Below are 13879 nucleotides of genomic sequence, written 5' to 3'. Positions count from 1 at the left end.
GGTGCAAAAAGATTTTTCAAGTCGGACATAATAAATTTATATTGCAAGCATTGCAGCACCGATAATTCCCGCATCATTGAAAAGCTGTGCCGCTACAATCTTTGTCTTTGTCATATGTTTATTAAAACCTGTATTATACACATATTCTCGTATCGGCTCAATGAGATAGTCGCCCTCTTTACTTATACCTCCGCCGATAGCAATTATTTCGGGCTGAAAAATATTTTCTATACTGACAATTCCGTCTGCCAAATATCTCTAAACACACAAGTATGTACGGAGGAAAAATAAACCTTGGTTATCTTACATATACAAAAATTCGTTTCTGGGGAGAACAAACACTTGCAACGCCTAACGAAAGATATAATGGAGATTATATAGCTCAAGTTCTTACACCTTCAAGGCTAAAAAAAATACCATATGTAACCAGCGTTGTAAACTCACTTGCATCACTTGATAAAACTGAAATGGCAGGAAACAGTGTTGTAAATATTATTTTACCCGGTACAACCTCATTATCTACCTGCGAAGCATTTTTACGCACCTCTGCTGATACTGCTATGGAAGCACTTCAGCTTAATTGCGTATCAAGAGATACACTGCTTGATGCACAAAAACATCCTGATAAATATCCTGATTTAATTGTGAGGGTATGTGGATTTTCAGCTAAATTTACAAGCTTGTCCCCTGAATGGCAAGAAGAAGTTTTAACAAGAAATTTTTATAAATAATTATAAAGAGGAAACTGTTATGATACAAAAATCAGAAATTATTACAGATGGGAAAACATTAAGTAAAATTGCACTCGGAACACATACATTTCATATTGAGACCGAGAAAACAAATTTTGAAATACTTGATATGTATGTTGCAGGCGGCGGCAATATAATAGATACTGCACGTTGTTATGGAGAAGATGTTACACACCCCAACAGACCTGAAAGTGAAATGTGTATAGGTCATTGGTTACAGTCAACTGGCATGCGTGATAAGATTATTCTCATCACCAAAGGCGGAAATCCCGAATACGAAAACGGAGAGCATGTTAGAAACAGAGTCACTGCAGACGATATTGAAGCAGATATTACAAAAAGCTTGGAAGCATTAAAAACTGACTATATTGACATCTACTTTTTCCATAAAGATGATCCAACAATTGATCCCGGTGTATTAATCGAGATACTCAATAAGTATGTAAAATCCGGAATGGTCAAGCATATAGGTGCATCAAATTGGACTGCCGAAAGAATTAAGGAAGCAAATAAATATGCCAAGAATCATGGGCTTGCCAAATTTGAATTCAGCGAAATTGCTTTTTCACTGAAAGATAGAGTAACAAAGGGTTGGGGCGAAAAAGAATTGATACACGAGATGAATCTTGAAGATTATAAATATTACAGTGAAAGCGGAATACCTGTTATTGGATTCGGAGCACAAGCTTACGGTTTTTTCTACGGTGATAGTGTGCCCACTGATTCTTCTGAAAAAAACAAAGAAATTTTCAACAGGCTGAAGAATATTTGCAACGTAAAACACATCAACGCTCATCAAGCATTGTTTGGATTTTATTTTGGCTGCGATTTGAAAAGTATACCTCTTATCTCTGCAAGAAATGTATCACGTCTTAAAGAAGTTATAGATAACTGCAATACTATTCTTGACAAGCAAGATATAGAATATTTGCTCAAAGAAAGGTTTCATTGATATGAATAAAGCAATAATATTTGACATACAGCACGGTTCCGTTGTAGATGGTCCCGGTATGAGAACAACGTTTTTTTCAAAGGTTGTAATCTTAGGTGTAGCTGGTGTCACAATCCCGAAAGTCAGTCTTTCGAAAAACAAGTAATGTTATATAAAGAAAAATGCGTCGGTTGTGGAAGATGTAAAAACGTTGACAGAAACGATACAGATTTCATATGTTATCATGACGCGCGAGAAATTTGCGGAGAAGAATACTCTGTTGATGAAATTTTTGAAAAAATCATATGCGATAAACGTTTTTATGAAACTTCTGGTGGCGGAGTAACATTTTCCGGCGGTGAATGTATGTTGCAATCAGATTTTCTTTGCGATATTTTAAAGAAATGCAAGGAGTCCGGTGTACATACTGCCATAGATACAGCCGGACATATAAGCTGGAAAGTGTTTGAAAAGATTTTGTGCTATACAGATTTATTTTTGTATGATATAAAAGCTTTTAATAACGATATTCATCGTAAATATACAGGAGTTTCAAATGAACTTATTTTAGAAAATTTACAGAAGTTGTTTGAACGCGGTGCAAATGTATGTATAAGAATCCCTGTAATATCCGGGGTAAATGACACCGTTGAAGAAATGCAAAAAATCAAAAACTTTCTTGCTCCATATAAACCATCAAAAATAGAACTTCTTCCATATCACGGTATGGGAGAACACAAATATGAAGCTTTGGGAATGAAAAATATAAAATTTAACGCTCCCAATCAAAATATTATGACAAAATTAAATAAAGTAATAAAAATCAATTTTTTATAAAAAAAACTGATGATCTCAACGCATTTTATACTATTAATCATATAAAAGGGGAATACGGACATATTATCGAGTATTCTTCAAGATGTAATCCCCAAATTGATATAATAAAAATATCAGTTTGGGTATTTTAGCATTTTGGGGAGTATCATGTCGAATTTGATGTACCAATAAGTAGGAATAGGGATAATTTTGAATTAATTGTAATTTTGTAATTGATTATTCTTGCATTATATGTTATAATAATGTATAAAAGGAGGTAATTTGTATGAAAATTGATAAAAATAATATTATTTGCTTTGTAAGTGGAGCTTTGCTATTTGGTACTGTTGGTGCTTTTGCATCGTATTATACTGCGACAGAAAATACTTTCCCAGTTCAATTAAATGGAGAAAATGTTTCTATTGACGGATATAATATTGATGGAAGCACATATTTTAAACTTCGTGATGTTGCAAATGTTGTTGGCGGATTTGATGTGGATTTCTTTAATAATACTATTCAGCTTTCTAAAGATAACTATAAATATGATAATAAAGCAAATAAAATTGATTACAGTAAATATCAAGGAACATATGCTGTTTTAAACGGCAGCAGCAAAATATATAATGATTTATGTGATGTTTTAACTATTAAATCAATATCAGCAGATGGAGTTGATTTTGAATTTGAATATCAAAAGACAGGAAGAGGAGTTGTATTTTCACCGGAGAAAGCTACTTTTGTTGAGCCATATCATGCAATAGCCGGTGGAACATATAGTTATGGTGGAATGGAAATAGGTAAAATAATTAATGCTAATTATGATTTAAAGTTTGATGAAAATAATATTAGAATTATTATTTATTTTGATTCACAGGACGAACCAATAAAAGATGTAACTTACAATATTATGACGGATAGAAAAAACTAATTTCTTATAAGATGGTACGAATATATTTTACCATAGTACAAAAAAGGATTTGGAGTAGTCAGATATAATATTTGTTTGTATTGAACTCTCAAAACAGGTCATACCCCAAGGGTGTGACCTGTTTTGGTATCCGCAAAATCAATAGGAGTAGGGGGTGCGGACATATTCTTGGACTATTTGAGAGGGAGGTGCGGACATATTCTTGGACTCCGAAAGGGGTAAAGATAAATGTATACCAAAGAACAGAAAGAGCGAGCACTAAAGGAATTTGAACGATTAGGTTCAGTACAGGCAGTAGTAACTCTTCTTGGTTACCCATCAAGACATACCTTGTATGACTGGTACAGAAATAAAATAGCAGATATTGCTGATTATCACGGTTCGCTTGATAAAGAATATCAAATTAAACAAAAATATATCAATGCACCCAATCACCCTCGTAATCCTGATGCGAATTTGAAGTTAGATGCAATTAAACGTTGCTTTTCTCTTGGGGAAGGTGTAGAATATGTATCAAGAGATATTGGTTACAGCCGTGCCAGTATATATTCATGGTACCGCAAATATCAGAAATTTGGAGTTGCAGGGCTTATGTCATCTAAGAAACAAATAAAAAGAGAAAATATAGATTTTAATACAGAACCTTCAAAACAACAGGAAATTTCAGAATTGCAGGAGCAAATCAAGCAGTTACAAATGGAAGTTGATGTATTAAAAGAAGCATTAAATCTGCTAAAAAAAGACCCCGGCATCAATATAACGGAGCTGAAAAATCGCGAAAAAGCAGTGATTATTGATGCCGTAGAAGATAAGTATTCACTGCATCAGCTGTTGAAATGCCTGTGCATGGCAAAAAGCAGCTACTACTATCAGAGAGCTGTAATGAAGCAGTCTGATAAATATGCCGAAATCCGTATACGAATAAAAATAATCTTTCAAGAAAACAGGAATTGTTATGGATACAGGCGTATCCATGGCGAACTCAAAAAAATAGGAATTACTGTTTCAGAAAAAATTGTACGTCGAATTATGAAAGAGGAACATTTAACAGTACCGACAAAACGTATGAAAAAATACAGCTCATATAAAGGTGAAATCACACCGGAGGTAGACAATATAATCAACAGGGATTTTCACGCAGAACAACCAAACACAAAATGGCTAACGGACATAACCGAATTTGCTATTCCGGCAGGAAAGGTATATCTTTCACCTGTTATTGATTGTTTTGACGGTATGGTTGTCAAATGGAATATCGGAACAACACCGGATTCTATCTTAGTCAACAAAATGCTTGAAGATGCTATTGGTACATTATTACCGTCAGAACATCCTCTTGTACATACAGACAGAGGATGTCATTATCGATGGACGGGATGGATAGAACGTATGCAAGCTGCCGGGTTAACACGTTCTATGTCAAAAAAAGGATGTTCACCGGACAATGCAGCTTGCGAAGGATTTTTCGGGAGATTAAAGAACGAAATGTTTTATGGGCGCTCGTGGGTAGGTGTATCAATGGACGATTTCATAAATGAAATTAACAGCTATATCGAGTGGTATAATACAAAACGAATCAAGCAGTCACTGGGCTATATGAGTCCGGCAGAGTACAGACATAGTCTTGGATTAACAGCATAAAATAGTCCAAGAATATGTCCGCACCTCCCTATGTCCCCTTTTTTCTGTTACGATAGATTTATTTCAATCCACAACAAATTTTAACGATGAGCTTTTACCATTCAATTTTTTTAACTGTCCTATCTCCCACTCTCCTATAAAACGTACTTTTGCTCATACCCAATTCTCTCATTGCTTGTGCGGCGGTAATGTTTTTATCACGCCAATTTTGCACCACTGCATCAAAATCGGTATATTCCTTTTTCTTTCTGCCTTTATACTTACCTTGTGTCTTTGCAATTTCTATCCCCTCACGTTGTCTTTGCAATATATATTCACGTTCAAGTTCTGCTACTGCACCGAATATTGTAAGCATAAATTTACCTGTTGGGGTTGTTGTATCAATAGCTTCTTTTTTACTTACGAATTCTACTTCTTTAATATGAAGTTTCTCAACCAACTCCAAAAGGTCCTTGGTATTTCTTGCAAATCTTGAAATTTCACTTACAATAACGGTATCGCCTTTTCGCACATAATCAAGCATTGCATTAAGCTGCGGACGATTTGTATTTTTACCGCTCATTTTATCAATATATATTGCATCTACGCCAAGTTCTTTCATCATCACTTCTTGCCTTAACGTATTCTGCTCACTTGTAGATACTCTTACATATCCTATTTTCACCGGTAATCACTTCTTTCTTTTTTATTTAGTTTCATGTTGATTTTCACTTCAATTTAGAGTATGATATTTGTATGTTAATCATGGAGGTGCCCATTTTGAATAAAAAGACGAATATAACAACTTCTGTTGAAAATACGAATAAAACACAAATAATTACATCAACTGATGATGTTTTGAATATTTCAAAAAAGTTAATTCATCAAAACAAAGTGGTTTATGAAAAACTTGCAAAATAATATTCTATTCCTTAAACACCATATCCCAATAGGGCATACCCTATTGACACATAAAAAAATAGTGCCATTAGAGTTGGTTTTCGGCTTTTGGAACGTCCCAAAAGTTTTACCCACTCTAACGGCACTGTTTTAGTATCAAGTGTAAATCATTTCTTCTAATTCTTCAAGTGTGTATCCGGTGTTGTATAATTCCTGTATCACTTCCGGATCCTCACCGTGCATTGCGGCAACTGTCTTTATATCTTCAAGATATTCTTCCGCATAGTAATCATCATACCCCGTATCAATATAGCAGCCGCAACCGTAATCGTACCAATGTCTACCGTATGATTCGGTATAATTGAAGTGACCTCTTTCGCGTTTGCCGTTACTCTTGATTTTCAGAATGTCACCCTCATTGAGAACAATATGTTCATACTTACCATTCTCCAAATCTTGAAACAATTCCGAGTCGATCAATGCTTTCCACAATATCTGTTTTGTCGAGGCGAACACATACACACCCTTTTCTTTAAAATGAATAAGTGATATTGGGCTATCGCCTTTTACGAGATACAGGTTGTTATGATTATCAAGTATATTAAAGCTAAAACTTCCCTCTATACTTTCAGCCATAAATTTTATCGACTTAAAATTAAGTGCATTTTTATATTTTAACAGTTGCACTGCAACGAATGAATCTGTTTCAATTTTGCTTTTAAAGTTATACTTCTTCTGAAGTTCTTTATCATTGAACAGTACACCATTATGAGCAAGTGCAAATTGACAGTTCTTCACCATTTCACTCCAAGGGTGATTGTTGTAGTTTTTATTCTTGTCCCCTTGTGTACTGTGTCTTGTGTGACCGATTACTGCATTTACGAATTTTGGTATATTCGGATTAAACTTATATGCACTTACCGCACTTTTGTTTATCTTCATATTACCCAAAATCGAATATGCAACACCTGTTGCATCTGTGCCACGTTCCGCACTCTCCATGCCGAGCAAATCCACAAGTTCATTCATATCTTTTAACTTATCCTTGTAACTTAATACTCCATATATTCCGCACATTATATTTCCACCTCATTTCTTATCGGTTCATTGACGTAAAGTCTTTTTTCTTTCAGATAATTAATCAGCTCTTGTTTGTCATCTGCTATTCCTTTTACGAAATCAAGCCAAGTCAAACTCTGCATAAATTCATCGGACAAAGAAATAGCAACCTTACAGATTTCATCTACCATCTGTAAGGTTGCTATAAATGTGCTGTACTTTAAAGTACCTCTGAATATTCTCATTTCTATTGTCGCTTCATTTTCAAGATTGACCGCCGCGTATCGTCCCATATGTGAATTCTTAGCGTGCTTTAGTGTTTCTTTCGGATTGATAATTCCGCCGCCGTAACGTCTTGCCCAATGTTCTGCTTGTGATTCCGTTCTTCTGCTAAATGTTAAGATTTCATTCCAGAACTTCTCGTAGAAGTAGAGAATCTTTGCTATTGTTGCCTCTTGTTCTTCGTAATTCACTCCAAGTGCATTTCGGCTTATATGTACATGAAGTCCGCAAGTTCCGGCTTGGTGACTTAAGTATCCTTTTGCTACCGCTTTGTTAAGAATCGCTCTCCAAGGCATTTGATTTATGTGATAGTCAAGCGTCATCGGATGTGTTACACATTCAAAGCCATCATCAAGTGAGCCGTCATGTTTGATGTACATACGCTCACATCCATTGTTAGCTATTTCAAGCAGCTTGCTCGCACAAAACTCATTTTCACCGCCGTCATCAAGTTCAAGTTCCACACCCAAATATCTCGGACCGTCACCGTAGAATATCGGTTCAGGCTTGTAGTAATAGTCGTGGATTATCTCGTCCATGTCAAAACAATCTCTGCAATATGGATGGTCATGATATTCTTCATCTTCATGATAACAAGCGTCATCATAATGAATTACCGCATCACATCTTTCACATCTGACGTAATCTTCATCGTAACAAGTTTGGCACAAATCACCATCCGCCGAATCATCATTCCAATGTCTGTCACCACAATCACGACAAATGAATGTTTCACGTCTTAAACAATCTTCACACAAATACGACTCATCAAAATATGTTAGTTCTGATAAATCACGTTCTTCGTGACATATGTCACAAGTATGTTTTTCCTCTTTCATCTTTCGTCCTCCTCTTAATACTCCTCTGCTTTCAGCATTGTCGAATGTGTTTTATCGTCAATCACATAAACTTTACCCACAAAAATAGGAGCACCTTGTAATTTAATAAGATACTCCATTTTATACTCCGGCATTTCTTGTGAATGCACGATTTTCTGCATACCTTCATACTCTGACAGTTCAAATACTTGCAAGTAATCCTTTGATTCAACCTCCATTGTATCAACCATATTCCACATCATACATTGTAATACAATAGGGACTTCCTCATTTACTCCGCAAGTACGAAATCGTTCGTTTTGGAACATATAAATTTCACCTCCGTGTATTTTATTACACAGAGATATTATATAAATCATAACTTTCATAATACGGTTTTTATCGTATATTATCAAATTCCATTTATACATTATCTACTTGAATAATCGAAAGGAGGTTTTCTGTATGATACGAACGATACTAAAAGGAATTAAAAAAGTATTGCTTATGCTTTGGTGAGGAGGTGTTTTTAATGGGTAAATGGATACTGATTTCTCTGTTGCCGATTACTGCTTTGATGTATCTTTTCGGCAAAAAAGAATAACGTTATAGGGCTTGTTTTGTCAAGCCCTATCTGTATTCATAAATTCCAACAAGTCTTCTTTTTTTATTCTCCAACGATTCCCCACTTTGAATCCCTTTATAGTTCCGTTATGCAATAACTTCAATAATGTATTGCGACCGATATATAAATACTCAACCGCTTCCGCAAATGTTAATATTGCCGGAAGCTCATTCTCATTATAGTACATTAAAATCATCCTCTCATTAAAATTCTTAAATAAATGTTAGCTCAAAATAAATGGTTATAAACTATTTTAACGAAAATTCACATCTCCGTTTATCACAGTGTAAATCACTCCAAATCTGTCTATATAGTCATATAAAATAGAATAAATGTAGAATTTTATTTTCCTTTAAAACATTAAATTAAGCGGAGAATAAACGTATAGATAAAAGAATTCAAAGATTTCTATTCGTATACGATTTTTCGCAAATAATTTTTAGAGAGGAGATACTTATTATGACATTTCATACATTTGAATGTGAGTATCCATTAAGTGGTAGTGATTTTGCTACCTTACATAGGGAATTAAAAAAATTAGGCAGTTCCTATTTTGAAAGTAAGCCTAAGATGGCAGATAAAATAAAAAAATATGTCTGTACTGCATTATCACAATATGGGATTATAATTTACATCATATTAAGAGAAACAACACCATCAACATTTGTACCCATGCTAATTTATAGAATAAATCCTACACGAATGATTGAGGGAAACAAAGACAATTATGTGGACGTATTTCATTGCAACAATGCGTTAGATATTCCACAAATGGCTAATCGACTTTTAAATAAAATATCGCCGAATTTGCCTAATATTGAGACATGCTCTCTATCTCGCTTTGACTATTGCGTCAACATAAAACTTGAAAGTCAACAACAGGTGACGGATTCGATAAAACTAATAAATCAAGCATTTGATCCAACTTCAGGTTATACGCAGAAAATGATGTTTCATACGAAATCATACAAACCAAAATACCCAAAAACAGAAGCGACCTTTTTCAAATCCAAAAGAGTTGAAATCAGTTTCTACAATAAAAGACTGCAACTGCAACAAGAGAATTTGAACGACGAATGGCATGAAGATATACTTAGAGCCGAATTCAGATGTTTCAAGTCTTATCTTAACGACTTATATAAGAAATTTGATATAGACAACATCACTGATTTTTTTGAAAAGTCTATCGAAATTGGGAACTACGTCATAGCATATCAGCTAAAGAAATTAAAACTTGATGTTATGTTTCGTTCGTCAAAATCCATTGAAAGTATTATAAAAAATGGAACTTTTAAAGCTAAAACCAAGTTGGACATGCTACTGCTCGTCGAATGGGTTTCAAGTCATAAATCATTAAAACGAGTAATCGATACATGCAGCAAAAGCATTGTAAATAAAAAATTACTAAAGAAATTTCACAAGCTTGGTATATCGGTAAAGCCTCTGCCTTGCAGAAGTTCATTACCTGAGCCGTTCAATTTGTCGGAGTTAATTTATAAATTTGCTGATGCTAAAAAAGTGTGAGAGTAAAAAGTATAGTCTTGGATTACCTTTAAAACTAGTCCAAGACTATACTTTTATTTTACATATGATTTAGAATATTTTGTCATTTGTTCTAGTTAATTACATCGGCAATTCATTCATTAAGCTCATTGAACTGCCTTCCGGAAAGATATGCTTTAACCTTGTCTAAATCTATTGATTTAAGTTTTTGAGCAATGTCCTTATGATTGACTATAAAATGTTCGCAAAGGTCATCTAACGGGATAGATGCAGAATTACCCATTGTTGTTCTTGACAACCCTAAAAATCCTTCTTGAAATGCAACATTGTGATCGTAACACGGTGATACAGACTTAAATTCAAATTTTTCACTATCGTACAGAAGTCCATAATTATCATCATGCAAATCAGAGTTTGCAATAATATAATTAAATATATCCATACTCTGCACCTACTTTAAATCTTCCGTTTTAAAAGTTGTGTAACCCTCATAATAATAACTCGTGTCAATGCCTTTCATATACACTTCACGGTCATTGATTTTGTTTGTCAAAGCATTTTTGAGAACATATTTAATCTCAATATCACGAATAGGACTACGCTCCATCGCAAGCAGGTAATCTTCCTTGTCAACCTTGCTCCAGTCAACAACCTTTCCGATTTCTTTTTTCAAAATCAAATTCAACCAAATACGAGTTGCTCTGCCGTTGCCCTCACGGAACGGATGAGCGATGTTCATTTCAACATATTTTTCGATAATTTCATCAAATGAGGATTGAGGCATTTTATCAATATTCTCAAGTGCCGAACACAAATACATCAACGGAGCAAAACGAAAGTTCCCCTTTGCAATATTTACTTCTCTGATTTTTCCCGCAAAGTCGTAAATATCTTCAAATAAATATTTATGAATAGCACAAAGCGTTTCAGACGTACCGGGTGTCAATGTATCAAGAATACCTATTTCAAACAGTTTCAGTGCCTTTTGCTTGCTTATTTTTTCTTCTGTCCGTGCAAGTTCAGCAGAATCTGTTATACCTAATCTATTTTCAAGTGCCATTTTCACCCCTCCGTATTCTGAACAATTCAACTGATGATTCAATTATATATTTTATTATATCACATATCTTGCTACATTCCAATAATATTTGTATAAAAACTATTTCACTAAATCTTATATCAATTCTTCTTCCTCTTGTCTTCTTTCATTTTTCAACGAAGAGAAATATTTTTCAAAATATTCATTACGCACTTTGGTTATTGCAATTTTATTTTCTATGGCATAATTATAGACGCTATTCCAAATACCATACAGATGTTCGGAAAGCTTATTTATATCATCTTCTTTTTTACATTCCTCAACAACATTTCTGCTCCAAGCAATAATATCTTCTTTTTCGCAAATCTGTTCCAAATATTCAGACATTTCTTTCATTATATTTTCGAAAAATTCACCCAAGCAAATACACTCATTTATCCACTCAGTATTTACATCATTGAACTTCTCTAACCACTTATCTCTATTGTATTTTATAAATGCATCCTTCACTCTCACGGATAATCTAATATTTTTATCTATATCTTTATATCTAAACGTTTCGGATAACATAGCTTCCATATAATTATTCTCTATATTCATCATGCCGTAACTATTTTGATGAAATATATCTTTTATTTCATCAGCAAATGCATCTAATTCTTGTGCTTGTTCCTCTTCTGTTTCTTCATCTTTATAAGAAAATTCCTGTGTCTGTTCATCTTCTTCATCTTTATAGGAAAATTCCGATGTTTGTTCATCTTCTGTTTCTTTATCTTTTAAAAGGAATTCCACCGTCTGGTCCACGTATTTTTTATCATATTCACAAGAAAATTCCAATGTTTGTTCATCTTCTTCATCTTCTTCATCTTCATAAGAATTATAAATGTCACAAAAACACTCTCGATAATTCTTTATATAATAAAATACCCATTTATCAACGTTTATCTCAGTTTCAAGATACATACGTTTCAAATACGTCCCCAAAAATACAGGGTATGTACTGTAATTTGTTACATTAACTATATACTTATATTTGTCATTCACATTATTATAGTGGCGTATATTTTTAATCCTATTTTTCAAATTCTTATCTTCATCCATTTTAATACTTATCATCGAATCCAATATAAAGTTGATAGGTTGAAATAATCTTTCAAATTCATATCCGCCAATACTATTGATCATGTTGTTATAGCCCTCATTGTTACTGAACTGAGAACATTTATCGGTCAACATATTATCAACAAACAATCGTAATCCGCTTATTAGTTCCCCTTTGCCACCATCAACTTTGGTTATTGCTGTACGCTCCGTTTTCGGTACTTTGCATTTTATACCGTAATTATTTGCTTCTTTCGTTAATATACTGAATATAGATAATATATCAAGCATGATCTTTTCAGACTCTTCTTCCCAAAAGAATTCGGGATCTATAAGGTTTTCTTCATTTTTATAGTTATAATTTTCCCCATAGTAAACGTTTCGAACGATTTTACTAAAAGCATTTTTCATATCATCAATAATAATCTTCGCACAGTTTATGTATTTCGTTTCGCAATGATTTTTCTCATATACCCAAACAGCAATATCCTTGATTAGTTCATCAACAAAATCAGAAAATTTATTATTTATTATTAAGAATTTCATATACGGAAGTCTGTTGAATGAAATATTGCATTTTTTATTTGGTTGAAAAAACTTTTCAATAATATATTTACGCATTTGTTGTTCTATGTCTTTTTGTGGATTTTCAACATGTATATTTTTTTTATTATTCATATTTTCTTCACCTGTACCCCATGCTCCATACATGTCTTTATTTATTATGAACATAATGTCTTTTAAATCTTCAATTCGAACGCTGTCTTCTTTTTTTGTAAATCTTCCAAATAACCATCCTTGTTCACCAATGTAAAAACAAAATATAATGTTTAGAAAATATAGAAGTATTATTGAAAATATTGTATATCTGTCTTTAAATTTATATTTCTTTATATATCCGCCCTTTATATTTTCCTTACGATAATACTTACCTAAATAATTATCATCTATGCCTTCTATTATCCCTTCAAAGTATTGTTTCATATCATTTATGGGATTATATTCTGTGTCGTTCATTGTTTCAGTGGAATTATCTTCATCGTTCTCATTTAGCATCTTATCCCACACGCTATCAACCGCTTCAAATTTAGTTATAAATACTATAATCGAATTATTTTCTTTAATCGACTCTTCAGATATATCAGTCATAGGTTCTTTATCCAACTTAAATTTAACAGGATTCTCCACCAAATAATTAAACAAAGTTTCCCCCTTAGTTCTCCACTTTGATATTGGCTTTTCTTTTTCTATCGCATATAAATAATCTCCAATATACTTATATGGTATATTCGAAGTTGCACACATATAGCCAAATAAATATTTTCCTAATCGGGTTAAACTTATTGCGTGTTGTTTGTCAAACAACTCTTTTTTAAACAATCCTTCTTCATTCGTTATATTCCATCTCAGTAGATAACGAAATCTACGTTCATATTTCATACGCAGTTTGTTTTCTTCATTCGTATCCTGCTCACAAAATTTCTTCCACATCACAATCCACC

The 13879-nt window shown here is 33.4% G+C and carries 15 protein-coding genes and 1 pseudogene; 7 read left to right on the top strand and 9 right to left on the bottom strand.

The window, feature by feature from the left end; all coding sequences use genetic code 11:
* Nucleotides 1-36: 36 nt before the first annotated feature.
* Nucleotides 37-252, bottom strand: a complete 216-nt coding sequence (locus ACSAMO_RS10005) for an ROK family protein (protein ID WP_118446598.1) — start codon at nt 250-252, stop codon at nt 37-39.
* A gap of 20 nt (nt 253-272) precedes the next feature.
* Between ACSAMO_RS10005 and ACSAMO_RS10000 the strand changes: the two genes are divergently transcribed.
* From ACSAMO_RS10000 to ACSAMO_RS09980, 5 genes and pseudogenes are all read left to right on the top strand, one after another.
* On the top strand, nt 273-731 hold the full coding sequence (locus ACSAMO_RS10000; protein ID WP_118446599.1) for a glycine radical domain-containing protein: 459 nt from the start codon (nt 273-275) through the stop codon (nt 729-731).
* A 19-nt stretch (nt 732-750) separates the two neighbouring features.
* A complete protein-coding gene (locus ACSAMO_RS09995) occupies nt 751-1704 on the top strand; it encodes an aldo/keto reductase (protein ID WP_118446600.1) in 954 nt (317 codons plus the stop codon).
* A 78-nt stretch (nt 1705-1782) separates the two neighbouring features.
* Nucleotides 1783-2520 (top strand): annotated as a pseudogene (locus ACSAMO_RS09990) (glycyl-radical enzyme activating protein); the annotation flags it as partial.
* Between the two features lie 265 nt (nt 2521-2785).
* Complete coding sequence (locus ACSAMO_RS09985) at nt 2786-3430, top strand: hypothetical protein (RefSeq protein WP_118446944.1); 645 nt, start codon at nt 2786-2788, stop codon at nt 3428-3430.
* Nucleotides 3431-3658: 228 nt separating this feature from the next.
* Nucleotides 3659-5071: an IS3 family transposase gene (locus tag ACSAMO_RS09980; protein WP_118446733.1), complete on the top strand. Its 1413-nt coding sequence runs from the start codon at nt 3659-3661 to the stop codon at nt 5069-5071.
* Between the two features lie 94 nt (nt 5072-5165).
* Here the strand turns inward: ACSAMO_RS09980 and ACSAMO_RS09975 are convergent, their stop codons facing one another.
* Nucleotides 5166-5735 carry a recombinase family protein gene (locus ACSAMO_RS09975; protein WP_118446943.1) on the bottom strand — a complete coding sequence of 190 codons (570 nt, stop codon included), beginning with the start codon at nt 5733-5735 and terminating at the stop codon, nt 5166-5168.
* A 95-nt stretch (nt 5736-5830) separates the two neighbouring features.
* On the opposite strand from ACSAMO_RS09975, the gene ACSAMO_RS09970 reads away from it, so the two are divergent.
* Nucleotides 5831-5971, top strand: coding sequence for a hypothetical protein (locus ACSAMO_RS09970; RefSeq protein WP_499209237.1), 141 nt, complete (start codon nt 5831-5833; stop codon nt 5969-5971).
* A gap of 135 nt (nt 5972-6106) precedes the next feature.
* Here ACSAMO_RS09970 and ACSAMO_RS09965 read toward each other — a convergent pair whose 3' ends face one another.
* The 4 genes from ACSAMO_RS09965 to ACSAMO_RS09950 all read right to left on the bottom strand — a co-directional run bounded on the left by ACSAMO_RS09965 (nt 6107) and on the right by ACSAMO_RS09950 (nt 8921).
* Nucleotides 6107-7027, bottom strand: a complete 921-nt coding sequence (locus ACSAMO_RS09965; RefSeq protein ID WP_499209236.1) for a class II glutamine amidotransferase — start codon at nt 7025-7027, stop codon at nt 6107-6109.
* Nucleotides 7027-8130 carry an amidoligase family protein gene (locus ACSAMO_RS09960; protein WP_499209235.1) on the bottom strand — a complete coding sequence of 368 codons (1104 nt, stop codon included), beginning with the start codon at nt 8128-8130 and terminating at the stop codon, nt 7027-7029. The genes ACSAMO_RS09965 and ACSAMO_RS09960 overlap by 1 nt, the downstream gene beginning before the upstream one ends.
* A 14-nt stretch (nt 8131-8144) precedes the next feature.
* Nucleotides 8145-8438 (bottom strand): DUF960 domain-containing protein, encoded by a 294-nt coding sequence (locus tag ACSAMO_RS09955; protein ID WP_499209234.1) that lies wholly within the window; start codon nt 8436-8438, stop codon nt 8145-8147.
* Nucleotides 8439-8732: 294 nt separating this feature from the next.
* Entirely contained in the window at nt 8733-8921 is a 189-nt protein-coding gene (locus ACSAMO_RS09950) for a helix-turn-helix domain-containing protein (RefSeq protein ID WP_022229289.1), read from the bottom strand.
* Nucleotides 8922-9193: 272 nt separating this feature from the next.
* Here ACSAMO_RS09950 and ACSAMO_RS09945 point away from each other — a divergent pair, with 272 nt between their 5' ends.
* The gene (locus ACSAMO_RS09945) at nt 9194-10258 is read left to right on the top strand and encodes a hypothetical protein (RefSeq protein ID WP_117968569.1); all 1065 of its coding nucleotides are present in this window, start codon (nt 9194-9196) and stop codon (nt 10256-10258) included.
* 112 nt (nt 10259-10370) lie between these two features.
* Here the strand turns inward: ACSAMO_RS09945 and ACSAMO_RS09940 are convergent, their stop codons facing one another.
* The 3 genes from ACSAMO_RS09940 to ACSAMO_RS09930 all read right to left on the bottom strand — a co-directional run bounded on the left by ACSAMO_RS09940 (nt 10371) and on the right by ACSAMO_RS09930 (nt 13868).
* Nucleotides 10371-10679 carry a hypothetical protein gene (locus ACSAMO_RS09940; RefSeq protein WP_118446974.1) on the bottom strand — a complete coding sequence of 103 codons (309 nt, stop codon included), beginning with the start codon at nt 10677-10679 and terminating at the stop codon, nt 10371-10373.
* A gap of 9 nt (nt 10680-10688) precedes the next feature.
* On the bottom strand, nt 10689-11297 hold the full coding sequence (gene fic, locus ACSAMO_RS09935) for a protein adenylyltransferase Fic (protein WP_117968571.1): 609 nt from the start codon (nt 11295-11297) through the stop codon (nt 10689-10691).
* 114 nt (nt 11298-11411) lie between these two features.
* Nucleotides 11412-13868, bottom strand: coding sequence for a hypothetical protein (locus ACSAMO_RS09930; protein ID WP_499209233.1), 2457 nt, complete (start codon nt 13866-13868; stop codon nt 11412-11414).
* Between the last annotated feature and the right edge of the window lie 11 nt (nt 13869-13879).

It is taken from the genome of Ructibacterium sp. SJQ-7, from assembly GCF_054696575.1.
The sequence above is the reverse complement of the archived record's forward strand: the minus strand, read 5'-3'. Positions and strand labels throughout refer to the sequence as shown.